The organism is Thioclava sp. DLFJ5-1, from assembly GCF_002020115.1.
Classification (GTDB): Bacteria; Pseudomonadota; Alphaproteobacteria; order Rhodobacterales; family Rhodobacteraceae; genus Thioclava; species Thioclava sediminum.
The window spans coordinates 23,389-47,980 of record NZ_MPZU01000004.1; the positions used below are offsets into that span (position 1 = coordinate 23,389).

The 24,592-nt window shown below is 62.2% G+C and carries 21 protein-coding genes; 8 read left to right on the forward strand and 13 right to left on the reverse strand.

The features are described from left to right. Positions 1 to 50 precede the first annotated feature (50 nt). The 5 genes from BMI86_RS12975 to BMI86_RS12995 all read left to right on the forward strand — a co-directional run bounded on the left by BMI86_RS12975 (position 51) and on the right by BMI86_RS12995 (position 5,972). A complete protein-coding gene (locus BMI86_RS12975; protein ID WP_078541786.1) occupies positions 51 to 938 on the forward strand; it encodes a LysR family transcriptional regulator in 888 nt (295 codons plus the stop codon). Positions 939 to 1,081: 143 nt separating this feature from the next. After that, positions 1,082 to 1,636: a sigma-70 family RNA polymerase sigma factor gene (locus tag BMI86_RS12980; protein ID WP_078541787.1), complete on the forward strand. Its 555-nt coding sequence runs from the start codon at positions 1,082 to 1,084 to the stop codon at positions 1,634 to 1,636. Further along, on the forward strand, positions 1,633 to 2,364 hold the full coding sequence (locus BMI86_RS12985) for an anti-sigma factor (protein ID WP_078541788.1): 732 nt from the start codon (positions 1,633 to 1,635) through the stop codon (positions 2,362 to 2,364). Before BMI86_RS12980 ends, BMI86_RS12985 begins: the two co-directional genes overlap by 4 nt. Positions 2,365 to 2,494: 130 nt before the next feature. Continuing rightward, positions 2,495 to 4,789, forward strand: a complete 2,295-nt coding sequence (locus BMI86_RS12990; protein WP_078541789.1) for an arginine/lysine/ornithine decarboxylase — start codon at positions 2,495 to 2,497, stop codon at positions 4,787 to 4,789. 106 nt (positions 4,790 to 4,895) lie between these two features. Beyond that, positions 4,896 to 5,972: an alcohol dehydrogenase family protein gene (locus BMI86_RS12995; RefSeq protein ID WP_246831710.1), complete on the forward strand. Its 1,077-nt coding sequence runs from the start codon at positions 4,896 to 4,898 to the stop codon at positions 5,970 to 5,972. Positions 5,973 to 6,047: 75 nt separating this feature from the next. On the opposite strand, the gene BMI86_RS13000 is transcribed toward BMI86_RS12995, so the two are convergent. From BMI86_RS13000 to BMI86_RS13045, 10 genes are all read right to left on the reverse strand, one after another. Continuing rightward, positions 6,048 to 6,350: a DUF4342 domain-containing protein gene (locus BMI86_RS13000; protein ID WP_078541790.1), complete on the reverse strand. Its 303-nt coding sequence runs from the start codon at positions 6,348 to 6,350 to the stop codon at positions 6,048 to 6,050. Between the two features lie 224 nt (positions 6,351 to 6,574). After that, entirely contained in the window at positions 6,575 to 8,113 is a 1,539-nt protein-coding gene (locus tag BMI86_RS13005) for an amidase (protein WP_078541791.1), read from the reverse strand. Between the two features lie 228 nt (positions 8,114 to 8,341). Continuing rightward, the gene (locus tag BMI86_RS13010; protein WP_078541792.1) at positions 8,342 to 9,340 is read right to left on the reverse strand and encodes an acetamidase/formamidase family protein; all 999 of its coding nucleotides are present in this window, start codon (positions 9,338 to 9,340) and stop codon (positions 8,342 to 8,344) included. A gap of 45 nt (positions 9,341 to 9,385) precedes the next feature. Continuing rightward, positions 9,386 to 10,099, reverse strand: coding sequence for an ABC transporter ATP-binding protein (locus BMI86_RS13015; RefSeq protein WP_078541793.1), 714 nt, complete (start codon positions 10,097 to 10,099; stop codon positions 9,386 to 9,388). Beyond that, positions 10,092 to 10,808, reverse strand: coding sequence for an ABC transporter ATP-binding protein (locus BMI86_RS13020; protein WP_078520224.1), 717 nt, complete (start codon positions 10,806 to 10,808; stop codon positions 10,092 to 10,094). Before BMI86_RS13020 ends, BMI86_RS13015 begins: the two co-directional genes overlap by 8 nt. After that, positions 10,808 to 11,878, reverse strand: coding sequence for an ABC transporter permease (locus tag BMI86_RS13025; RefSeq protein ID WP_078541794.1), 1,071 nt, complete (start codon positions 11,876 to 11,878; stop codon positions 10,808 to 10,810). The genes BMI86_RS13020 and BMI86_RS13025 overlap by 1 nt, the downstream gene beginning before the upstream one ends. A 1-nt stretch (position 11,879) precedes the next feature. Beyond that, on the reverse strand, positions 11,880 to 12,752 hold the full coding sequence (locus BMI86_RS13030) for a branched-chain amino acid ABC transporter permease (RefSeq protein WP_078520226.1): 873 nt from the start codon (positions 12,750 to 12,752) through the stop codon (positions 11,880 to 11,882). Between the two features lie 106 nt (positions 12,753 to 12,858). Continuing rightward, positions 12,859 to 14,094 carry an urea ABC transporter substrate-binding protein gene (locus BMI86_RS13035; RefSeq protein WP_078520575.1) on the reverse strand — a complete coding sequence of 412 codons (1,236 nt, stop codon included), beginning with the start codon at positions 14,092 to 14,094 and terminating at the stop codon, positions 12,859 to 12,861. Between the two features lie 41 nt (positions 14,095 to 14,135). Beyond that, positions 14,136 to 14,792, reverse strand: coding sequence for an ANTAR domain-containing protein (locus tag BMI86_RS13040; protein WP_078541795.1), 657 nt, complete (start codon positions 14,790 to 14,792; stop codon positions 14,136 to 14,138). Beyond that, complete coding sequence (locus tag BMI86_RS13045) at positions 14,789 to 15,949, reverse strand: transporter substrate-binding domain-containing protein (RefSeq protein WP_078541796.1); 1,161 nt, start codon at positions 15,947 to 15,949, stop codon at positions 14,789 to 14,791. Before BMI86_RS13045 ends, BMI86_RS13040 begins: the two co-directional genes overlap by 4 nt. A 774-nt stretch (positions 15,950 to 16,723) precedes the next feature. On the opposite strand from BMI86_RS13045, the gene BMI86_RS13050 reads away from it, so the two are divergent. Beyond that, entirely contained in the window at positions 16,724 to 17,731 is a 1,008-nt protein-coding gene (locus BMI86_RS13050) for a tyrosine-type recombinase/integrase (protein WP_168173853.1), read from the forward strand. 7 nt (positions 17,732 to 17,738) lie between these two features. Here BMI86_RS13050 and BMI86_RS13055 read toward each other — a convergent pair whose 3' ends face one another. After that, the gene (locus BMI86_RS13055) at positions 17,739 to 18,374 is read right to left on the reverse strand and encodes a recombinase family protein (RefSeq protein ID WP_078541798.1); all 636 of its coding nucleotides are present in this window, start codon (positions 18,372 to 18,374) and stop codon (positions 17,739 to 17,741) included. 572 nt (positions 18,375 to 18,946) lie between these two features. After that, positions 18,947 to 19,705: a ParB/RepB/Spo0J family partition protein gene (locus BMI86_RS13060; RefSeq protein WP_078541799.1), complete on the reverse strand. Its 759-nt coding sequence runs from the start codon at positions 19,703 to 19,705 to the stop codon at positions 18,947 to 18,949. 428 nt (positions 19,706 to 20,133) lie between these two features. On the opposite strand from BMI86_RS13060, the gene BMI86_RS13065 reads away from it, so the two are divergent. Further along, on the forward strand, positions 20,134 to 21,630 hold the full coding sequence (locus BMI86_RS13065) for a DUF262 domain-containing protein (protein ID WP_078541800.1): 1,497 nt from the start codon (positions 20,134 to 20,136) through the stop codon (positions 21,628 to 21,630). Between the two features lie 428 nt (positions 21,631 to 22,058). After that, positions 22,059 to 23,180, forward strand: a complete 1,122-nt coding sequence (locus BMI86_RS13070; RefSeq protein ID WP_078541801.1) for an AAA family ATPase — start codon at positions 22,059 to 22,061, stop codon at positions 23,178 to 23,180. Between the two features lie 476 nt (positions 23,181 to 23,656). Here BMI86_RS13070 and BMI86_RS21480 read toward each other — a convergent pair whose 3' ends face one another. After that, entirely contained in the window at positions 23,657 to 23,821 is a 165-nt protein-coding gene (locus tag BMI86_RS21480; protein ID WP_246831711.1) for a hypothetical protein, read from the reverse strand. Positions 23,822 to 24,592 lie beyond the last annotated feature (771 nt).

The following is a 24,592-nucleotide window of genomic DNA, read 5'->3' on the forward strand; positions in this document are numbered from 1 at the left end:
CATGTGAAATTATCATATTCTATATAAACAATAACGATCCGTTATCCCTCATGCTGAACGCAACCTGGCTCGAAACCTTCACCGCGCTTTGCGAGGCCGGGCATTTCACCCGCGCCGCGGAGCGGTTGCACATGACCCAGCCGGGCGTGAGCCAGCACCTCAAGAAGCTGGAAGCTCAGGTCGGACAGAAGCTGATCACGTGGCAGGGCAAGAGTTTCACGCTGACCCCGGCGGGCGAGGCGGTTTTCGCGCTCGGCCTGTCGCGGCGGGCCGAGGAGAAACGCCTGCGCGACGCGATCGAGACCGATGACCGGGATGCGGGGTCGGTGCAGATTGCCTGCTCGGGAAGTTTCGCGATGCTGCTCTACCCGATCTTGCTGGAGTGGATGCAAAGCGCGCCCGAGCTGAGCGTCCATCTGCAGGCCGCGCCACAGGCGGATATTCTGGCGGGACTGCTGGAGGGGCGGTTCGACCTTGGTGTGCTCGGCACGGACCCGGATCACGCGCGGCTCGAGGCGCAGCATATCGGGCGCGAAGAGCTGTGCCTCCTGCTGCCTGCCGGGGCTGCGCCGCCCGCCACCTTCGCCGATCTCGACGCGCACGGCTTCATCGCCCATCCAGACGGCTACGCCTATGCCGACGACCTGCTGAAGCTGAACTTCCCCGAGGACTATCCCGGCGCTGACCGGCTGCGCCTGCGCGGCTCGGTCAACCAGATCGGCCAGATCCCCGCCCCGGTTGCCCGGGGGATCGGCTACACCCTCCTGCCGCGCAGCGGGGTCGAGGCCTTCGCAGACAAGGCGCAGCTCTCCGTCACCCCGTTGCCGAAGCGTCGCTGGCACGAGCTGTGGCTGGCCTCCCGGCGCGGGCGCAGCGCCCCGGCGCGGGTGCTCCATACGCAAGAGATGATCGTCCAAGCCGCGCGGCAATTGCGCTGAGCGCCACGCTTTTCGACCGAAATCCGAGATTATTTTCATCCAATCGACTGTTTCGCGGGTCTAGAGCTTGGAAACGGGAGAAAATCGTGAAGAACTTGGTCCGGGAGAGACCGCCGCGCGGCAGGCGGAACATGGGAGCGTTTATGACGAAAGCGGAAAGCTGCCCCGTGGCGCAGGCGCTGCACGATTGCGCCGAGGGCGATGTGGGCGCGCTTGAGCGGCTGGTGGCGTTGGAAGGCGGGCGCATGCTGGGCGTGGCCAAGCGCATCTTGGGCCGCACCGATCTGGCCGAGGAAGCCTTGCAGGAGGCGCTGGTGCGCATTTGGCGCAAGGCCGGGCAATTCAGCGGCAATCCCGGCTCGGCCAAGGGCTGGGTCTATACCGTCCTGCGCAGCCGCTGCCTGAACATTCTGCGCGACGGCAAACGGCTGAGCCTGCTCTCGCCCGAGGAATTGGGGGCGTTGCAGGATGCGCGCGAGCAAAGCGTGCCCGAAGAGGGCTGGCAGATGCTCGCAGGCTCCAGCCGCCTGCGCGACTGCCTGGAGGCGCTCGACCCCGCCAGCCGCCATTCGATCCTGCTCGCCCATGTCGGCGGGTTCAGCCATGGCGAGATCGCCGCGCGCCAGTCGGTGCCGTTGGGCACGGCGAAAAGCTGGATCCGGCGCGGATTGGCCAGCCTGAGGGAGTGCCTGTCATGAGCCTGAACCGGACCGACCTCAACGCCATCGCAGATGATTACGTCCTTGGCCTGCTTGGGGAGACCGAGGCCGAGTTGTTCGAGGAACTGCTGGCGCGCGACCCTGCGCTGGAGGCCCGCGTGGCGGCGCTGCGCGACGGGTTGCTCCCGCTCGACCTCTCGGCGCCCAAGGCCGACCTGCCGGATGATTTCATGGATCGCCTGCGCGAACGCATCGCGGCGGAACCTGCACGCGAAGACGCGGCCCCGCGGGGGGTGACGATCACGCCGGTCCCGCCGCAAGCCGACAACCTGCCGCAAGCCCCGCGCACGAAGCGGCGCTGGTTGATCGCGGCGGGGATCATCGGCCTCGCGGTGGGTCTGGGCACAGGCACGTTGCGCCCGACGCCAGAGCCGCGCGTGGTCGCCGTTCTGATGAACGCATCCGGCGAGCCGCAGGCGGTGATCGAGGATTACGGCAATCGCGACGCCAAGATCCGCTTCGTGGCCGATGTGACGCTGCCTTCGGGCAAAACGATCCAGGCCTGGACGCTTCCCTCGCCGGAAACGGGCCCGGTGTCGCTCGGCACGCTCGACAGGGTGGCGCCTGCGGTGTTGACCGGCCCTGACCTGCCCGCTCCCGCGCCGCAGCAGCTCTACGAGATCACGCTGGAACCCGCGGGCGGCTCGCCCACAGGACGCCCGACCGGCCCGATCCTCGGCAAGGGTTTCGCCCATATCCAGAGCTGATCCGGCCTTGCCCGTGCGGGAGGGTCTCCCGCACGGGCTTGACCTTGCCTATATTCGGCTGAAATGAACAGGGCGCGGCGCACGCGCCCCATTCGCCCGACCCCGATAGGCCCGAGAGAGGACCCCCCTGATGAAATTTCGCTTCCCGATTGTCATCATCGACGAGGATTTTCGCTCCGAGAATACCTCCGGTCTCGGCATCCGGGCACTCGCGCAAGCCATCGAGGCCGACGGGTTCGAAGTGCTTGGCGTCACCAGCTACGGCGACCTGTCGCAATTCGCCCAACAGCAAAGCCGCGCATCGGCCTTCGTGCTGGCGATCGACGACGAGGAATTCTCCTCCGGTCCCGAACTGGACCCGGCGGTCGAGAAGCTGCGCGCCTTCATTGAGGAAGTGCGCTGGAAAAACGCCGATGTGCCGATCTTCCTGCATGGCGAGACCAAGACCTCGCGCCACCTGCCCAACGATATCCTGCGCGAGCTGCACGGCTTCATCCACATGTTCGAGGATACGCCGGAATTCGTCGCCAAGCACATCATCCGCGAGGCGAAAAGCTATCTCGAGAGCATCCAGCCGCCCTTCTTCAAGCAGCTTCTCGACTATGCCGAGGACGGCTCCTACTCGTGGCACTGCCCGGGCCATTCGGGCGGCGTCGCCTTCCTGAAATCGCCGATCGGGCAGATGTATCACCAGTTCTACGGTGAAAACATGCTGCGCGCCGATGTCTGCAACGCGGTCGAGGAACTGGGCCAACTGCTCGATCATAACGGCGCAATCGGCGCCTCCGAACGCAATGCCGCGCGGATCTTCAACTCCGATCACTGCTTCTTCGTGACCAACGGCACCTCGACCTCGAACAAGATGGTCTGGCACCACACGGTCGCGCCGGGCGACGTGGTCGTGGTGGACCGCAACTGCCACAAGTCGATCCTACATGCGATCATCATGACCGGTGCGATCCCGGTCTTCCTCAAGCCCACGCGCAACCACTGGGGCATCATTGGCCCGATCCAGCGCTCGGAATTCGAACCCGAGGCGATCCGCGCCAAGATGAAGGCGAACCCGCTACTGGCCGATTACGACACCGACAATGTCCAGCCCCGGATCATGACGCTGACGCAGTCGACCTATGACGGGGTTCTCTACAATACCGAGGTGATCAAGTCGCTTCTGGACGGCTGGGTCGACAACCTACATTTCGACGAGGCGTGGATCCCCCATGCCGCCTTCCACCCGTTCTACGGCCAGTATCACGCGATGGGCCGCAAGCGCGAGCGCACGACCAAGTCGATCACCTATGCGACGCAGTCCGTGCATAAACTGCTCGCCGGGATTTCGCAGGCGAGCCATGTGCTCGTGCAGGACAGCAAGGAAGAGAAGCTCGACCGGCATCTCTTCAACGAGAGCTACCTGATGCACACCTCCACGAGCCCGCAATATTCGATCATCGCAAGCTGCGACGTGGCGGCGGCGATGATGGAGCCTCCGGGCGGCACGGCACTTGTGGAGGAAAGCATCGTCGAGGCGCTCGATTTCCGCCGCGCGATGGTGAAGGTCGAAGAGGAATACGGCCCCGAGGACTGGTGGTTCCAGGTCTGGGGCCCGACCGATTTCCGCGCCGATGGCGACGGGATGGCCGCGACCCGCGACTGGGTTCTCAAGAAGACCGATGCCGAGGGCGTCGAAACCACCGGCTCGGATAGCTGGCACGGCTTTGGCGACATGGCGCCGGGCTTCAACATGCTCGACCCGATCAAGGCCACGATCATCACCCCCGGCCTCGATATCGAAGGGCGTTTCGACGACAGCGGCATCCCCGCCTCGATCGTGTCGAAATACCTCGCCGAGCATGGCGTCGTGGTCGAGAAGACTGGGCTTTACAGCTTCTTCATCCTGTTCACGATCGGCATCACCAAGGGCCGCTGGAACACGCTGCTGGCGGCGCTGCAGCAGTTCAAGGACCATTACGACAAGAACCAGCCGCTATGGCGCGTGATGCCGGAGTTCTCGGCGAAGTTCCCGCGTTACGAGCGCATGGGCCTGAAGGATCTCAGCCAGCACGTCCATTCGCTTTACGCGAAATACGACGTCGCGCGGCTCTCGACCGAGATCTACCTGACCGACCATCACCCCGAGATGACCCCGTCGGAGGCCTTCTCGCATATCGCGCGGCGCAAGACCGAGCGGGTCTCGATCGACGAGCTGGAGGGCCGGATCACGACGAGCCTCGTGACCCCCTACCCGCCGGGCATTCCGCTGCTGATCCCGGGTGAGGTCTTCAACGCGAAGATCGTGGATTACCTGCGCTTCAACCGGGAATTCGCCCGCGAATGCCCCGGCTTCGAGACCGATATCCACGGGCTCGTGACGGAGACGGGCGAGGACGGCCAGACGTATTACTTCGCGGATTGCGTAGCGCGCTGAGCCTGCGCGCCCCGTGTTCGGCTATCATTCTCAGGGCGCGGCTCGGTTTATCCCGACCGCGCCCTGACTCGTTTCACTAACGGATCGGTTTCGGGAGGAAAGCAGCATGAGCGACGCAGCGAAGGGCACGATGATGGCCGTGGTCACGACCGGAACGGGTGGCTACGAGCGGCTCGACTACCGCGAGGTCGCGATGCCCGAACCGGGGCCCGGTGAGGTGCTGCTGCAGGTGCTCGCGGCGGGCATCAACAATACCGACATCAACACCCGGCTGGGCTGGTATTCTTCCGAGGTCAAATCCGGCACGCAGGACTCGCGCGAGGACGCTCAGCACGCCGATGGTGGCTGGAGCGGGGCCACGCCCTTCCCGCTCATCCAAGGCACCGATTGCTGCGGTCGGGTCGTCGCGGTGGGCGACGGTGGCGATGCGGCCTTGATCGGCACCCGCGTTCTGGTGCGGTCCTGCATGCGCGAGCATGATTTCTCCTCGATGGACACGGTCTGGCTCGGCTCCAATTTCGACGGGGCCTTCGCGCAATATGTGAAAGTGCCCGCGGGCGAAGTCTTCGCCATCGACAGCGATTGGAGCGACGCGGAACTCGCCACCCTGCCCTGCGCCTATGGCACCGCCGAGAACATGATCCACCGCGCAGGCGTCACCGCGGGCGAGCGCGTGCTGGTGCCCGGTGCATCGGGCGGCGTGGGCTCGGCGCTGATCCAGCTCCTCAAACGGCGCGGCGCGAAGGTGATCGCCATCACCAGCGCCGCCAAGCGCGAGAGGGTGCTGGAGATCGGCGCGGATCAGGTGCTCTGCCGCGAAGACGACCCCGTAGCGGCGATCGGCGAGAACAGCGTGGATGTGGTGATCGACAACGTCGCCGGACAGGGCTTCGGCACGATGCTGAAGCTGCTCCGGCGCGGCGGGCGCTATGCCTCGTCGGGCGCGATTGCCGGACCGGTCGTGGAGCTGGATATGCGCGACCTGTATCTCAAGGACATCACGCTGATCGGCTGCACCGCATGGGACGCGCCGGTCTTCGGCAACCTGATCTCCTATGTCGAGAAGGACGAAATCCGGCCCCTGCTGGCCGCCACCTACCCGCTCGACCAAATCGCCGAGGCGCAGAAGGTGTTTCAGGAAAAACGCCACGCCGGGAAAATCGTTCTGATCCCGGCGTCCTGAGGCGTTGGAGCCGGATATCCGGGTGGGAGCGCAAGCACCACGCTGATTGAGCTCCCGCTCTTCCCGACCCGGGGCCTACTCGTCCGTCTTATCGTCGTCAGGTTCCTCGACCCGCTCGATTTCCACCTTCACGCGGGTAGCCAATCCGGCGATCACGCCGAGGACGGCCAGCCAAGGTGCTGCGAGCACCACGACCCCGCTGACGACGAGGCTGAGATTGAGGGGCGCCTCGACGAAGGGGTCCCCGCCGGCGGAGCTGATACGCAACTGGCGCACGCTCCCCTCCTGCGCCAATTCCTTGACGCGATCGACGAGTTGGTTACCTGCGACCTCGATTTCTTCCCAAACGGTGCGCTCGGGTTTCTTGTCGTCTTCCATCGAACTGTTCCTCTCGATTTGGGGGGTAAACACGGAGGTAATCACGGCAGCGCGCATCGGGCACATTGCTTTGCCACGGCTCGCTGCGCAGTTGGAAAGCAACACGATTCCGCAGCCCGCGCCTTGATCTTCGTCAGGCACAAGACAAAAGGGCCGCTGCGGTGTGCGCTCGGGCAAAAGCCGAGTTCACGCCGCAACGGCCAGGAGATGCCGATTGGTCCCGATCAGACCGCAGGTTTGCGGTGCAGCGTGCCCTGCTCGTAGGCATAGGCGCATTGGATCAAGGCGTGCTCGCTCCACTGCTGGCCGAGGAAGATCAGCTCGAACGGCGCGCCGGAGGCGTAGTAGCCCGCGGGCACGGTGACGCCCGGAATGCCCGCGATGTTCAGTTCCCCGACGGTGGTCTCGAGGATCGCGTCGCCCGAATGCAGGCCCGGCAGCTCGCAGAGCATCTGCGGATAGACGAGCGCGTCGAGTTGATGGCGCGCGAAGACTTCCTCCATCAGCAGCAGATAGGTCCGCTTCAGGGCCGTGAACGCAGGCAGCGCGGGCGGCGTGGTCGGGGATTTCACCGCCTCGACGAAATCGGGCAGCTCGTTGAGGAAGCCGAGGATCGCCCCCTTCGCGAGCACGTTTTCCTCCTTGGTGGCCTCGACGAACTCCTCCCAGGTCTTGATCGCCGCATTCGGGCCCAGCCGTTCGAGATATTTCGTCATGTCATAGGGGATGGATTCCAGCCCGCGCCCGTCGAAGAAAGGCGTGCCCGGCGTGATCTCGCGATAGCTTGCGAAATCGGTGCCTGCGAAGGGGTCCTCGACCAGAACCGCGCCGAGGTCTTCGAGCTCGCTCTTCGCGCGGTCATAGAGATCCGACGCCTCGTGCGAGAGTTCGTTCTTCCGCCAGCCCGGCCCGTACAGCCCGAGCCGCTTGCCCTTCAGGCCGTCCTTCGACAGGCCCGAGGCGTAGCCGCCTTCGGGGATCTTGTCGACGCAAGCCAGCGTCTTGGGATCTTCGGTGGTGAACCCCGCCAGGACATCGAGGCCGAGGGCGGCATCCGTGACAGTGCGGGCAATCGGCCCGACCACGTCGCGATTGCCCGAGAGCGGCACGACCCCGGCATTCGGCACCAGCCCGATGGTCGGTTTGATGCCCACAAGCCCCTGCGCCGAGGCCGGGTTCTGGATCGAACCGCCGGTTTCCTCGGCCAGCCCCATCACACACATATGGGTAGCGACCGCCGCCGCCGTGCCTGCGCTCGACCCGCCCGGGGCGCGGTCTTCAATCGCGGGGTTGATCGTGGGGCCGGCCCAGCTGTCATTCGCATGCGTCCCGGTCCAGCTGAGGATCGGCACGTTGGTCTTGCCGAGGATGACCGCATCGGCCGCACGCATCCGGGCCACCACGGGGCTATCGCATTCGGGCATCAGATCGACGCCGCCCGTCCCGGAATAGAGAAGTCGCCAGCCCGCCGTGGTGGGGATGCCCGCCATGTCCATCGGATCCTTCACGACGATCGGCACCCCGGCCAGCGGGCCGAGCGCCTCGCCCGCAGCGCGCCGCCGGTCGATGTCGCGGGCGGTCTCGAGGGCTGCGTCATTCTCGAAGATGATCGCGTTGTATTTGCCGTTCAGCGCCTTGACCTGAGCCATGCAGGCTTCGGTCAACGCCTCTGCGGTGAACGCCCCCGAGGCCAGCCCCTCCTGAACGGCGGCGACGGTGAGTGTTCCGAGATCGGGCAGATCGGGTTTCGTTTGAGCGGACATGAGAGACTCCTTTTCCGTTTGGCGGGCAGGATGCCGCCATCGCCCGAGCCGGAGCCGGGCGGGGTGGATCGAAAGTGACGAAGCTCGACCCGTGGCGCGCACCGCTGAGGCCGCAGGGACGGTCGAAGCCGTGAAGAAAAAGGTCGCCTCCACCCAAGAAGCTGCCCTCCGAGGCAGAGGCGACAGGTTAAAGACCGCGCAACAAGGGATAGGGGCGCGGCCCTAAGCTCATTCAGCGATGCCGACGATCGACTTCAGGACCGAGGCCCCGACCGTGTATTTCGGGTCGACCATGTTGCCGAGGCGCACGCGACCGCATTGGGTCAGCAGCATGTAAGCGTCGATCTCGTCGAAGCCGAAATCGGCAGCCATCCAGCGGATCAGCTCGCGGTAAGCGCCGCGCGCGGCGTCCTCCATCGGGCGTGCCGAGCCGACCGTCATGTAGAACTCTTCGTTCTCCAGTCGCGGCGTGCTGATCGTCCAGTTCTTGATCAGGTCGATGCGCACGGTGGTCACGGTCGGGTGCTCGACCGCGACGCCGCAAAGCTCACCGTCGCCTTGGGCTGCGTGGCAATCCCCGAGGAACAGATAACCGCCCTCGGTCTGCACCGGCAGATAGACGACCGCGCCCGGTGCGACATCGGGAAGGTCCATGTTGCCGCCGTAATAATCCGGCACCAGCGAGGAGATCGCCTCGGCAATCGGAGCCGTGCCGATCGTGCCGATGAAGGGCTCGTAAGGCAGGCTGATCTTGTCGTTCCACTTCGTGCCTTCCTCGACGGTGATGTCGAGCTTGCGCACCACCTCGGGCAGCGGCGCGGTCAGGAGCGCGGTCTCGAAGGTGGGAACCAGACCGCCGAATTCGGGCATGATCACCGTGGTGCCCCGCGGCTGCGGCCCGCGCGGCACGATGCTCTCGATATAGACCGCGATCGTGTCGCCCTTCTCGGCGCCGTTCACGTAGATCGGGCCGTTTTGCGGGTTCAGGAACGGGAAGTTCAGGATCTCGGTCGGCTTGTCGGTCTCCGACTTGATCGCGCCTTCGAACGCGTCATGGGTCTCGGCGCTGACGACGGTGCCCGGATCGACGGTCAGGACCGGCTCGATCCCGGCGGTGTAGATGTAGGGATAGCTTCCCTGTTCTTCCTCGGTGATCGTGCGCTTCTCGAGGGCCTGACCTTTCGCCACGCCCTTGCGCGCCATGATGGATTCTTCAAACCAGCTCATAAGTTGCTCCTTTTACTTGCAAATTCCATGATTATTCCGGGGAGATCAGACCGACAGGTATCGTCGGATCGTGTCGCGGTCCTGCAGCATCTCGCGGTCGAGTTCGGCGACGATCCGGCCCTTGTCCATGACGTAGCAGCGCTGCGCCATCGCCCGGATCATGTCGACGTTCTGCTCCACGAAGACGACGGTCACGCCGGTCTCGCGGTTCAGCTCGACCATGATGCGCGCGATGTCCTGCACGATGTTCGGCTGGATCCCCTCGGAGGGCTCGTCGAGCAGGATCATTGACGGATCGCCCATCAGCACGCGCCCGATGGCGAGCTGCTGCTGCTGACCGCCCGACATCGTGCCCGCGCGCTGATCTGCGCGTTCCTTGAGGATCGGGAAATAGCGGAAGATCTCGTCGACCTTGCCCGGTGTGGACTTGCCCGCGATGCTTTCGCCGACGAGCAGGTTTTCCAGCACGGTCATACGCGGGAAGACATCGCGGCCCTGCGGCACATAGCCGATGCCCTTGCGCGCCCGTTTATGCGCCGAGAGCAGATCGATCGACGCTCCGTCGAGGTTGATCGACCCCTTGTCGGTCGACAACAGCCCGATCAGCGTTTTCATCAGGGTCGATTTGCCGACCCCGTTGCGCCCGATCACGGCGACGATCTCGCCCTCGCGGACCTGAAAATCGACGCCCTGCAGCACCGGCTTGCCGCCGTAGCCCGCATTGAGTTCGATCACGTCGAGAAGGACTTCCTTACGCATCGACTTCTCCCAGATAGATGGCGGCGACACGTTCATCGGCGGTGATCTCGTCGATGGTGCCCTGCGCGAAAATCTTGCCGAAATGGAGCACGGTGACCTGGTGGGCGATCTGGCGCACGAAGGCCATGTCATGCTCGACCGCCAGCAGGGTCATGCCCTCGCGGTTGAGCTCCTGAAGCATCTCGCCGGTGGCGAAAGTCTCGTCGGGCGTCATCCCCGCGGTCGGCTCGTCCAACAGCAGCAGGCGCGGTTTCAGCGCCACCGCCATGCCGATCTCGAGCCACTGTTTCTGACCGTGGCTGAGATTGCCCGCGAGCTGCTTGCGGTCCTGCGAGAGTTTCAGGAACTCCAGCAGCCGGTCGATCTCCTCTTGCAGGATCTCGGGCGCGACATGGTGCTGAAGCGCGATCGTCAGGTTCTGCTGGACGCTCAGTTCCTTGAAGATGCCGGGCACCTGGAACTTCACGCTGATCCCCTTGCGGATGCGCTCGAACGGCTTCGCGCGGGTGATCTCTTCGCCGTCATAGAGGATCGCGCCGCTATCGGGCAGATGCTCGCCGAGGATCAGCTTGAAGAAGGTGCTCTTGCCCGCCCCGTTGGGACCGATCAGGCAGTGCATCTCTCCGGGCTGAAGCGCGAAATCGACATTGCCCGTGACGTGGAGCCCGCCGAAATGCTTGTTGAGCTGGCGTGTTTCGAGAATGGCCATCACCGCTCTCCTTCCAGTTTGGATTTCCGGCGCATGAAGGGCGAGAGCAGCGCGATGACGATGCCACGCGGGGCGATCAGCACGGTGATCACCAAGAGCGTACCCATCACGATCAGCGCGTATTGGCTGCCGTAGATCGTGAGCGACTGGAACACCATCAGCACCGCGAGCGTGCCGATGACCGTGGTCGTGAGGTCCGTGCGTCCGCCGACCGCGACCCAGACGATGGGCAGCGAGGCTGCCGTCATCCCCATCGAGGCAGGCGTGATGTAGTTGCCCCAGGAGGTGTAGAGCACACCCGACAGCCCGGCGAGCGCGGAGCCGATCACGAAGGTCGCCAGCTGATACTTGCGCACGTCATAGCCCAGCATCTCGGCGCGCATCGGGTTCTCGCGGATCGCCACGATGACATTGCCGAAGCGCGAATTCACGAGGATGCGCAGGCCGAGATAGCAGACCAGCAGCAGCACCAGCGTGACGTAATAGAGGGTCACGTCCGGGTAGAGCACGATATTGCCGCCCGGCCACGGGATCGTCAGCGAGGGCATCGCGCCCATGCCGTTGAAGCCGTTCAGACGCGCGTTGCCGATCGCCCATTCGGGCCCCGCCGTCTGCGCCATGAAGCGTTCGAGCACCAGCGTCACCGAAAGCGTCACGATGCCGAGGAACACGCCGCTGATGCGCCCGAAGAACAGGAAGTAGCCAAGGATCGCCGCGAAGAGCGCGCTGAGGCCGACTGCCAGCACCAGCGAGAGCAGCGTCAGGCCGTAGGCGTCGCCCAGGTTGATCGTCAGGACCCCGTAGGCGTAGCCTGCGACCCCGAAGAAGGCGGTCTGGCCGAAGCTGAGCGCCCCGCCATAGCCCCAGATCAGGCTCAGCCCCATCGCCATGAAGAGCCAGTTGAAGAAGTAGACGTTATTGCCGACGTCGTAGCTGTCCGCAAAGGCCGGATAGGCGCAGGCGGCGAGCAGGACGACAGTGAAGCCCGACCAGAATTTCGGTCCCTTGCCGAGGGTTTGCGGCCCCTCGATAAGCTTCAGAATGGAAGTGAAACGGGATGCGCTGCTCACGTCAGGCCCTTTCTTTCAGGATCTTGCCGCTGATGCCGCGCGGCAGGATGCGGATCACGATGATGACGGCGATGAGCATGCCGATCTGACCGGCAAGCTGGCCCTGCCAGGAGGTCAGCGACGCTTTGATGAAGCCAAGCACGACTGCGGCAGGCGCCGTCCCGAGGAAGATGTCTGCGCCGCCCACGACGACGGTCACGAAAGCCTCGACCATGAAGGCGGCCCCCATCGTCGGCACGAGCGTCATCGTCGGCGCGTAAAGCCCACCGGCGAGCCCCGCGAGCGCCGCGCCCAGACCGAAGGTCAGGCTGTAGATCAGGTTGGTGTTGACCCCGAGCGCCTCGGCCACATGCGGCACCTGGATCGTGGCGCGGGCAAGGATGCCGAAGCGCGTCTTGGTGAACATCAGCCACAAGGCGGCCAGCGTCGCGAGCGCCATCACCACGAGCACGATGCGGTAGATCGAATAGGAATAGTCGCCGACGGTGAAGCTGCCGAAGGGCGTGCCGCTGCCCGCCATCGTCGTGCCCAGCACGATCAGCGTGCCTTGGGTGACGATCATCGAGATCCCCCAGGTGGCCACGATCGTATCGAGGGGACGTTTGTAGAGCGGTCGGATCACCACGACCTCGACGATCATCCCGGCGATACCGGCGGCCAGAGAGCCCAGCGCGATCGCGATCGGAAGGGGCACGCCCATATGGGTGGCGCTCGTCGAGACATAGGCGCCGCAGAGGATGAACTCGCCATGCGCGAGGTTGATCACGCCCATCATGCCGAAGATCACCGCGAGGCCGCAGGCGCTAAGCACGAGGAAGGCGAACGCGTCTCCGAACTGATAGAAGAAGCTGAAAAGAGAGTAGAGGAACTCCATAGACCGTCCCTTTCTTGGTGGCCGTCGTTCAGGGAAATCCGGGCAGGAAAATCCGGGAGAGGACGGATGCGGAGCCAAGGGGGCCCCGCATCCGCGATGCGTCGGATTACTCCGTCGGCAGGTGCGACGGGGTGTACTGGTCGCTCGGATCGTTCTGGGTCAGATCGCAGCCGACATCGCCGAGCCAGTAGGGCTTGATGTCATCCCATTTCTTCGGGAATTCGATCGAGTGATCTTCGAGCACATGGGCCAGATAGATCGTGTGCGAGGTGTGCTGGCTCTTCGGATCGATGCACATCTCACCCTCGGGCGCGTCGTAGCACAGGTTGCCATCGGCGAGCGTCGCGCGCACATCTTCCAGAGCGGTGGAGCCGCCGGCTTTCTCGACCATCTCCTTGTAGAGATAGACCGCCGCGTAGGAGTTCTCGGCTTCCTGGTTGATGTAGGGCTCGTCGGGGAACATCGCGTGGAACTTCTCGACGAAGGCCTTGCTTTCCGGCGTGTCGATTTCCTCGACATAGTTCACCGTCGCATACATGTCCTTCAGGCTCGGGGGCGTGAAGCGCTTATGCTCGTAGCCCTGACCCACGTTCACCGAGGACGCCATCGGCAGGTCGACATTCGCCGAACCGGCCTGCTCGTAATAGGACGACTGCGCCGTGCCCACCAGCAGCGTCACCACAAAGTCGGGCTTGGCCGCCTGAATGTTCTGGATGGTCTGCGAGAACTGCGACACGCCAAGCGGGATGAACTCTTCGCCCACCATCTCGCCGCCGTTGTCCTTGACGATGTTGCGCACCCATTCGGCCGAGATCTGACCGAAGTTGTAGTCGGCGGCGATGGTGTAGACGTTCTTGCCGTACTTCTCCATCATGTAGGGGATCAGCGTCGAGAACTGCTGCTCCGGCACCGCGCCGGTGACGATCATGTTCGCGTCGCAGACGCCGCCTTCATACTGGTTGTTGTAGAAGGCCAGCCCGTCGAACTGGTTTACGATCGGGCGATAGGCTTCGCGCGAGGCCGAGGAGAAGCCCGCGAAGACCACGTCCACCTTGTCGCGCTGCAGCACGCGGCGCATGAATTCCTGATAGCGCGTGTTGTCCGACTGGGTGTCGTAGGTCACCAGCTCGATCGGACGACCGGCGATACCGCCCGCGTCGTTGATTTCCTTGGTGGCCAGCTGGATGCCATGCACCTTGCCGATGGTCGCGAGGGCGAAATCCCCCGACTGGTCTTCGAGCACACCGATCTTGATCGGCTCGGCGTCCTGAGCCATCACGGGCCCTGCAAAAGACAATAGGGTAGCGAGCACCGAAGCGGTGCTGATCAGTTTCCTGGTCATTTTCAACTCCTTGTTGAGGTTTTTCCGGGTGCCTTGCTGGGCTAGCGCGCCTGACACCTCTTTTTCGTTTCACCGCGATCGAGATCGCTGTCCGGGTTTGCCAGCATCAGGGACTCGCAGTGGTCCTCGACGCTGACGCGCGCGCGCATGCTCTCCTTTCTCAGAAGGTCATATGCGGCATCTTCGTTAAGCCCGCGCTGGCGCATGAGCGCAGCGACAGCCTTGATGACGTAAATCCGTTTGCGGCGGCGTTCGCCCATATCGTCGAGGCTCGCCTTGAGGCCGTCGATTTGCTCGAACGCGTTCACGCCCAGATAGAGAGCGGAATAGACGGCGCCGCTATGGATCGGTTTTTGCAGGAAGGACGCGGCCCCGAGCTGGAGCATCGCCTTGAGACGGCTCGGCGCTTCCGTGCCGACCAGCCCCACCGTCGGACACGGCGCATGCTGGGGCGACAGATTGTAACTCTCGGGCCAGGCCTGCGGCAGGTTCAGGTCGCCGTCGATGATGACGAGGTCGGCCTCCGGGCTCAGGTCTTCGGGCAGTTCGAAAACCTGGCGCGGCGAGACGGGACGGGTATCCGGCTCCAGCCCCAGCCGACGCAATGTCGTTTCGAGAATGCCCAGCGAGCGGCCCTCGGTGGTAAAGATGACGGCCCTGCGGCCGCGGAAGTTTTGCGCGATCCGGGGTGTCTTCATTGAACCACCCTCACGTTCCTGCGCCGCTCCGCCGGCTCGAAGGTCGTCGTTGAGGACACGAGGTAAGGGTCGGCCGCGATGGGTTCGGGCGCTTCGAGCAGGATGTCGAACTCGAAATCCGCGCGCGACAGCCCGATGCGGGGCGTGAGCGATGCATGGTAGGTTTCAGGGTCGATCGTGACCCGGCCTTGCGGCGCATCGAACACCTGACCCGCAGCCGCTTCGAGAACTGCCCCCACCGACGCGGTGCCCGCATCGGCGATGGATTTCGCGAGCATATGAATGGCGACATAAGCGGCTTCGGCTTCGGCGGAAACGACAGGTCCCTCGGGGAAGGCTTTGCCATAGGCCTCGACGAAGCGCGTGTTGCGCTCACCCGCGAGGGACGAGAAATAGACGCTGGAACTGATCTGCCCATCCGCCCCTACCGGGCCGATCGCGCGAAGCTCGGGCTCCGAGAGGTTACAGCTCGCGATGGGGAAGCGCGTGGTCTGCTCGATCCCGCGCGCGTCACAGGTCTCCCGGAACGCCCGGAAGAACGCGTAAGAGGACTCGCCGATCAGCGCGTTGAACACGAAATCAGGCTTGGTCTCGAGGATCTCCTCGATGATGGCGTCCATATCGGTCTCGCCGACCGGCAGATACCGCTCCGCCACCACTTCGCCGCGGCGCCGCTGCAGCTCTTCGCGCATCACCCGGTTGCTTTCCCAGCCCCAGATATAGTTCGAGCCGATGCAATAGGCGCGGCGACCGAAGCGGGCGCAGAGGAAATCGATGAGCGGCGACATGTGATGGTTCGGCGCCGCCCCGGTATAGATCACGTTGGTCGAGCTCTCGAAGCCTTCGTAATGCGTCGGATACCACAGCAGCGCATCATGCTTCTCGAAGAGCGGGATCACTTCCTTGCGGCTCGACGAGGTGTAGCACCCGCAGATATGGCGGATGCCGCGATCGAACATGCTCTGAACCGCCGGCGCGTATTTATGCAGATCACTCTCGGGGTCGATATGGACGGGATGGAAAGTGACCGCCGCGCTCGGGTCCGCGTTGATCTCGTCACAGGCAAGCTGCGCGCCGTTGAGCTGCGTATGCGCAACTCGACCGTATGCGCCGGTGGTCGAGAAAAGCAGGCCGATCTGTAGGTCGAGACGTGTCATTTTCGATCTTCCAACGACAAAAAACCCCCAGAAGCAGAAACTGCTTTGGAGGCGGAATTGCCGACATATCTGAGGGTTCAACGCGCCATGACGAGCACATTTGCTCGGCGCTTACCTCACGCTAGGGAATCGATCACGAAGGTGTCAATAGACATGTTACCTCGCCACGGTCGCCCCCCTCCCAAGCCGACACATGCACGTTATTGAAGCTGTTCCGAAAGCAGACTGCCCGCAAATTGAGCGCAACCCGGATGCTCAGGCTGGACTCGCCTTCCCTGAACCTGCGGTGTCCTGAGAAGGAGCCGTCATCCCCTGCGGGCGGAGGCATTACCGACGTGCGACGGGGTCGTTCTTGGGCACGGAAGCGACGCGATGGCGGAGGAGGTGGGGTACGCTGCCTCCGCGACGTAACCCCATAAAACCATTGAAGATCAGGCGCTTCCCGTGTGAGACGTGTGTGGAAAACGTGTGTGGAGAAGCCCTTGCCCAAGCACCTAGAGCTGCGTCGTCGTCGTTGGTACGCCACCCTCGACATCCCGAAGGACGTACGGCCCGCCTTCGGTGGCAAACCGAGATTCGTGCAGAGCCTGAAGACGGAAAGCATCACGGTCGCGGAAAACCGTGCGCCCGTGCTGGTGGCCCGGTGGAAAGCCGAAATCCATGCCGTTCGCACCGGGGAGCCAGCGCACACCGACGAACTTCGCGAGACCGCTCAGAGCTGGCGCGAGATGCTCGACGCCGCCCCCCGACCAAGATGCAGTCGATACCTACGAGATGATCCTTCAGGACAAGGCGGAAGAGATTGATGCTCGCAATCCCGGTGCGGGACTAGAGGCTTTCAAGCTGGCCACGCGTCAGTGGATCGAGACAGGCGAGAAGATCGAAGAGTGGCTCTCCACCCTCGACAACGAACCCAAGAGCATCGACATGAAGCGGTCCGACCTCCACCGCTTCGCCAAGCGCTTCAAGGTGAGCCACAAGGTGGAGAAGAGGAAGGTCCAGAAATGGGTTCTCGACCTCCAAACCAAGGATGGCCTCAAGCTCTCTACCATTCGGCGTATCATCTCAGCGTGTCGTGGGTACTGGGACTACCTGCAGCGCAAGGAACTGGTCTCTGACGACCGCGATCCATTCCGTGATGCCGTTCCCAAGCAGAAGAAGAACTCGAAAGCCACGTTCCAAGAGAAACGCAGGACGTTCTCACCTGAAGCTGTTGTCTCGCTACTTCAAGCCGCGCAAGACAAAGGCGACCTTGAGCTAGGACGTCTCATCTGGGCTGGGATGTGGACCGGGTGCCGGATCGAGGAACTCTGTGCCTTGCGGGTTGAAGACGTTCAGGAGGACCGCTTCGTGCTGACGGACGCCAAGTCAGAGGCTGGTCTCCGAGAAGTACCCATTCATTCGCAGCTACGCCCTGCAATCAAACGCATGTGTGCGACAAGCAAGGATGGGTATGTCTTCTCCGGTCTCACGTTCAACAAATACCAAGACAGATCGAACGCTGTTGGGAAACGCTTCGGTCGCCTCAAAACCGCTCTCGGGTTCGACAAGACCTACGTTTACCACTCTCTGCGGAAGACCGTTGCGACACAGCTTGATGCAGCAGGCGTTCCCGAGGCGGTCAGCGCAAGGATCGTCGGGCACGACCTCAAGACCATGACCTATGGCCTCTACTCGGGCGGCATCCCTTTCGAGAAGAAGCGTGATGCGCTGGAGGCGCTGGGCTACCCTCTTGAGGGAGACAGGCACACCGCCCTGTGGGAGCAGCTAGGCAACCCCTAGCGCCTCTTCAGGCCTCCCAGCGCTCAAGCGCCTCCTCTGCGCCGACGGGGTCGCCCTTGATGCGCAACACCGTCTGCCGAGACAGACCCGTCGCGTTGGAAACAGCAGTAGTCCCTGCCCCCTCTGCAAGCATCGAGCGCACCAGCTCCAGCCCAACGCGGTCGTAGCTCGGCTTCTTGCCCCGGTACCGTCGTGGGTCGCTCTTCGCGGCCTCGATGCCTGCCTTCTGGGCCTCCTTCGTCGCCTCAGCTTGGGCTTGCGCCGTAGCGGCCATGAAGCCAACGAGAGCGTCTCTCACGGCCATCTGGGTCGGGTCGGCGGTGGAGCCATCAAAAGTCATGTTGTTGATCACAGTGCGGATCACAACACCTCTCCGCATGAACTCACGGATGGTGTCGGTCACGTCTTGGTAGTTGCGTCCGAGGCGGTCCACCCAGCGCACGACGAGGATGTCACCGCGCCGCAGCTTGTCGTAGAGGCGCTTACCCTCGGGTCGCTCCGAGAGCTTGGTGCTAACCCCCGACACGCCATGGTCGGCCACGACCTCGTCCACCTTGAAGCCTGCTGCTTCGGCTTGGGTCTTTTGATGGTCGATGGTCTGGTCTGCGGTGCTGACGCGAGCGTAGAGGATGGTTTGCGACATGCCTGCCTCCTGTTCGTTAGGGTGTTGTCCGTTGAGTTTCATGTCCGTTGATTGAAGTCAACCCTTACGGACAGCCTTGCGCTGCGCCACCGGGGTGTCCGCTGTAGTACACCCTTGCGGACAGGCCAGGGTTCAGTGCAATCTGGCAACCTCTCCGGCGGAAAGGTTGGGTGCTTCGTTATCCTAGCGTCAGGTGGCTTGCAGACGCTACGCGCAGGAACTGCAACCTCAATACTGTTTAGCTTGCCGAGGGAAAGCCCCTCCTCGGTCGCACCCACGCCCAGCGCGACACGGTCGTACGCGTGGAAGTTCTGAGCAGCGCCAACGGGAAGGAATACCTGCTCAGCCTCGGCAGCTTGCGGGTCTACCTAATCCCCGCTCGTGTCGTTGCTGCTGAGCGGCGCCCAGCGCGGCGCTGAGCGCGTCAGGGGAGGGACATCGAGGGAGGTGGCGCGTACCCCTAAACAACTCCCCTGCACCCACACATGCGGCGCCACCCCATGGGGGAGAAGAACGTTTCGCCGAGTATAGGTAAGCCGCTCAGATTTCTGCGACCAAAATAGGCCCTACTCTCAGAAAATGGGATCATCCTCTTCCTCGTCGTCGTTGCGTAGCTCGTCCACGAGATAAGACAGCACTTGTCTATTGAGGCGGCGTTCGAGAACCACCGCGACAGCCTCCCACTGACGCCGCCCCATGCGACCCAGCTCCTTGCCAATCGCGTCATCCAGCGCGTTCGCTCTTGCTTCGATCACTTGCGCCTGCATGTCCTCATCCCACTCCTGTTGCTCGATCCCCTTCACAGCCCGCATGGCCATCCACCACGTCTCAGGCAGACCTAGTTCTTGCTCATCGAGTGCATTGCGGGTTCTGCGCATCTTGGCGACCGTGCCATCACTTACGCCCGTCGCCTTCACGGTCTGCGCCTTGGACAGCTGATGCTCTGAACAGACGAGACGCCATGCTGCGTTGTCGCGCTCGGTCTTGGTCATGGGGAGCTTGGTCTTCGTGTTCTCGCTCAGCGCCAACAGCATAGCGTCAGCCTCGCCGCACTCATGGACCACCACGGGGACGGCCTTCGCGTAGCCTGCATCCTCGTAGGCGGCGTGGCGGTGGTGGCCATCGACCACAACGAAATCGCCTTCTCCCCGCTTCCAAACGGTCATCGGGTCCAGCTCGTTTCCTGCAATGATGGCGGCGGTCAGGTTGCGGACGTGATCTTCGGTGGTCTCAAATTCGCGGAATTGGAAGGTCTCCGGCTCGACCTTGAGCTTACCAAGAGGCAAGCGCATTTGCTTGGAGCAGCTATGCTCCTGTTTTTCCTTGTTCATTCTGGTGATCTCTTCGATTTAACGGGTCCAAGTCGCTGGTCCAAGCCTATGCAAAATGCACAGTCAGTAGCTGCATACCTTCGCTATGGCGAAAGTTCTGCCTCAGACCCTTACCAGCGGAGCCATGCCCCGGCGAAGAGAACCCGAGGCAGAAGCCAAGGACCAGTTGGAGGGGCAGACATGGGGGGCCTCACGCGTCCCCGTCGGGACAGCAACCACCACACGAATCGCCTTTCTCCGATGGTGGGCCGCAATTGATTGGGCGCCTCACGTAGCATCACAGATTGGCAATCGCCGCAGCGTCGCGCTGCCGGGTTCGATCAAAGACACTGGCGGTCGGATCAGCCTTAGAATTCGCGCCTCTGGACAAGGCGTCTCGAACTGATGTCTCTTGCTTACATTCGGAACGGGAAGAGGGCGGCAATTCGATGAAGATGCGGGCGGAAAAACGGGCGCTAGATAAAATCTACAAACGCAGAGACCGCTATGAAATCCCCGACTGGCAACGCCAAGAGGTCTGGTCACAGGAGAAGAAGCGGAAGTTGATCGACACGATCCTCCGCGGGTGGAAGCTTCCGAAGTTCTACTTCCTCAAGACGCAAAGCGACCCTGCAGAATTTGATGTTGTGGATGGCCAGCAGCGGCTAACTGCAATTTGGGAATTCATGGATGGAGACCTCCAGCTCTCGGCTGAAGCAGGCGAGACGTTCGGTGGGCGCTCGTACGCCGAGCTTCCAGACGCACTCGGGGACGCCTTCGACGATTACGAGATCGAGTATGACGAAATCACTGAAGGCCGTGACGAAGACGTTAAGGAGTTTTTCCAGAGGCTACAGGAAGGGCTTCCACTGACTGGTAGCGAGCGGTTGAACTCCGTTCATAGCGGTCTTCGCGACTACTGCGCTGCAGCTGCCGAACACAAGTTCTTCGAAGAAACGACCGCCATCGCAAACAAAAGGTACGGTTATTTCGATGTTATGGCAAAGGTCGCAACCTTGGAAGTTGAAGGCCTCGAAGCAGGATTGCGTTTTGACGATGTTAAGCCCGTGTTCGAGCGGAATGCAAAGTTCTCGTCAGAGTCGGCTGTAGCGCATCGCATCAATCAAGCGCTCGACTACCTCCATCGCTTGATGCCGCGTCCATGCTCGCTGATGCGCAACCGTACCATCGTCCAGTCCATACTCACGCTCGTTTGTCATCTTGAAGTTGACGCGATCAGCAAAGACCAAGAGAAGAAGCTTGCTGAGTTCATTGTGCATTTTTTCACCGAACTGCGGCGCCAAGTCGAGCTGGGTAGGGATGCGACCAACGAGGACTTCCTAGCATTTCAACGTACGGTGAATGCGAATGTTCGTAGCGGCGCTCGTACGCGACAAGTGATCCTTCTGCGCCAGCTTTTCCTGCGCTACCCTGAATTTTACTCGCCTCTTGCGAACTCTGATCAGATCACGAAAGGCGTTGACGCGAGCAGAGAGCAACTAGCGGACAGCATCCCCAAGCTGGTCTATCGTGCTAACGAGATTTACGCGGCCCAAGAGGGACGAGACCTTTTTAAGGCTACGGCTAAGACAGCGAGCGCTCAGGCCTCAATTCGAAAAAAGATCGGTTCACTCGCTGACTACAAAGAATTTATCGAAGCGCTCTACTTCCTCTTCTGGGAAAGCACTGGTCAACGCCTTGATGCGGAAGAAAAGGCTGCATTCGCGGATGTGAACGATTTGCGCACTATGCTTCAGCATGATGTCGACCACGGCAAGCATGCAGGGAAGAAGCGCAAAAAACACGGCTCAACATTTGAACAGTACGCAGGCGTCCCATCTCCCGAGGCGGCCGACCCGACCGTATTCACGCTTGTACAAATCAACTTGCTCAGCGCTCTCCAAGAGAAGCTCGGAAAGCTGGTGTCCACACTCTCGAAGGGTTGAGAGGTGGTGAGGCTTACCTGCAGCTCCAGCGTGTGTGGGATTTGTGTGTGGAAGCCTCAAGCCGCCCCCCTCAAAAAATTCCACCAAAACAATGCCTTAAACAGATCGTCTTGTTTTGGCGGAGGAGGTGACCGCCGAACTTTTTTACTAAAATAATGTTTTACATAACATTTTTTCAAATCAACTCATATTCAACCCCCAATATATCCCCTTTTTCATCGCATCACGAAGATCGGCTTTGAGCCGCAGACCTCAACTCCATTTTTCGGACGGACGGACGGACCACCGCCCCCTTAGGGGGCGTTTGGGTGGTCCGTCCGTCCGCCCGAAAAAAGTTGGATGTTTTTGTTTTGTTCCGGACGGAGGGGGTCCAGTTCCTTGATTACCGGCGGCGAGGTGTCGTCGGTCGAATGTAAGGAAACACTACAATGACCAAACAAAACTCGAGCTTCCTCCCCTGCCTCCGCAACATTGAAGCGATTCATGCACCGAGCTTCGCGCCGGACATGAAGCGCGACTATGTCGTGAAGAACCTGTTCAACTCCAAAGAGGTTTCGATGATCATCGGCGCGCCCGGCTTGGGTAAGACGGCGATCGTCGCGGCAATCGCAGCTCATGCCTCGCTCGGGCGCGATTTTGGCGGATTCTACGCGAAAGAGTCCTGCGTGCTCTACTTTGCAGCCGAAGACTCTTACGGGGTCCTCTGCCGTGCCCATCCCTACCTCGCAGAGCCCGCCTACGGCTCTGCCCCTTTCTATGTCATGCCTTTCGCTCCTGACCTCACTGAACGGCGCATCGTTGATGAGATCATCGCGGAAGCTCAGAACCTGATGACGAAGCACGGCATGACGCGCATCCTGATCGTCTTTGACACGATGAACAGGGTCATCGGCGGAAATGACGAGAACTCGGCAGCAGTCATGGGGCTCGTCCTGCAACACGCCGCTGAGATTGCCGCAGCCACGAACGGCGCAGTCGTTTTTGTCCATCATGTGGGCAACGGCGATGGAGGGCGCCCTCGGGGCTCGACTGCGCTCGAAGGGAATGTCGATGGGCTGTATGTGCTCACAAAGGCGGACAATGACGCGAAGCTCGTCTTGCTGCGCCCTCGGAAGAGCAAGAACTCGAAGCAAATCGATCCCGTCGCATTTCGGATCGAAGCGCACCACACCGGGACCGACGAGGATGGCGATGCCGTCTTTGTCCCGAAAGCGGTTCCGCAGGGCGATGCGGGCACGGCTCCCGCAATCAGCGCCGCCAACATCAATGCAGCACCTTCGCATGACGGCAACGCCGAGCGGGCCGCCGATTTGCTTCGGGTGCTGACAGACACCGAACTGAAGACTCCCGGCGTCTGGCTTGCGGCCCCGGCGATCGCTGATCGGTCTGGCTCGGCATTCCGCAGTGCCCGCAACAACCGCGACAGCCTTTTGAAAGCCGTTCGCCGCGCACTCGCCGCCCTGCTTGAGGATGGCAAGATCGAGAAGGGGCCGGAGGGCTTCCGCCTGGCACCTTCGGCGATTACCGCGAGCGCCGACCACACCGCCTAACCCTCGCCACGCTGGGGCCGCCCTCTCCCCCTGAGGGCGGCCCTCCCCCTTGCCGCCTCACTCGCGCAAGATCCAGCATTGCCTCCAACTCATCTTCGAAGAAGTCGAGACTGCGCGCTGCAAGCGTCTGCCTGTCTTCTGCCGAAAGCCGCTTGAGGTCGTAGTCCGCGAGCCGCTGACGCCGACAGTGCATCACCGTCATCGCCAACCAACCGTCATTGGGCAAATCAGTTTTTGTGATCATGGTCATCGTTCCTAGCTCCGATTTTTGAAGGCGCACAACGGACAAAATAGTCATTTTGTCCCCCCACCAAAAAAGGCGAGCGATGGCACTGTTTTCCTTCAGGCATAGCGTCAAGACCTTCTCGGCCAAGCGAACGAGCGAGAGCCGACAGGCGCGCTATGGTCAAACGGCTGCGCATCTTCGCTATATCACCCGCCGCAGAGCAGCCAGCACCGTTCTTCGTGAGAGGCTATCAGAGCCGACTGACAGCGAAACGGCACGGCAGGCTGAACTCAGCGCAGAACGGCGCAAAGGACGCGTCTGCGAGCGCCTCATCGTCGCTCTGCCCATCGAGGCAAACCACGAGCAGCGCGTCGCCCTCGTTCGCGCACTCGCCGAGGATTTGACGATGGGTCAAGCTGCCTACATTGCGGCGATCCACGACATGTCAGGCAACGATAGGTCAAACCCTCACGCGCATCTCGTCCTGTTCGACAAGCACGAGAAAACCGGAGGGAGAGGACGGCCCCGTAGTGTGATCGGCATGGCGCGCAAAGGAGCAATCGAACGAGCCGCCCACGGCTGGGCCAAGCTACACAATACCATGATGACTGAGTGGGACTTTGGCCCCGCGTCAATGATTGATGCTCGGTCATTTGAAGAGCGAGGGATCGAACTCATCCCAACCCTTCACGAGGGCGCGGCGGCTCGCCGGACCAAGTCGAAGACAGTGAAGCCCCATTGGGCGCGCGTTGATGCAGGCCAAAGCCGCGCAGACGCAAACAGAGTGATCAGGGAAATCAACAAGACGAAGAAAGCGATCGAAGATGCATCAAGAACCGATGGACTGGGAAGCCGCGATGGCAACCACCGAGAACGCGGCAACGGGAGCAGCAAGGAGTGCAGAACGGACCCTCGCAGCGGTCGCAAAGCTACTCGAAGGGCAGAGCCGCCTTTCCTCACAGATCGCACAGCTGAGCAAGGCACAGCCCTTGACTGCTGCACTACGGGCCACCGAGCCTCAGGCTCAGGCGCGCCCCTTGCACAAACGAGAGCCCCCTCGTCGGCTGAGCCACCATTTCTTCAACCTCGCGATCGCTTTCGTCCTCGGCGTAGGGTGCGGCGCGTGTTTCGCGAGTTGGTGATGCTCCGAGATACGCTCCGCGCACGGCTCTTGCGTGTGCAAGCG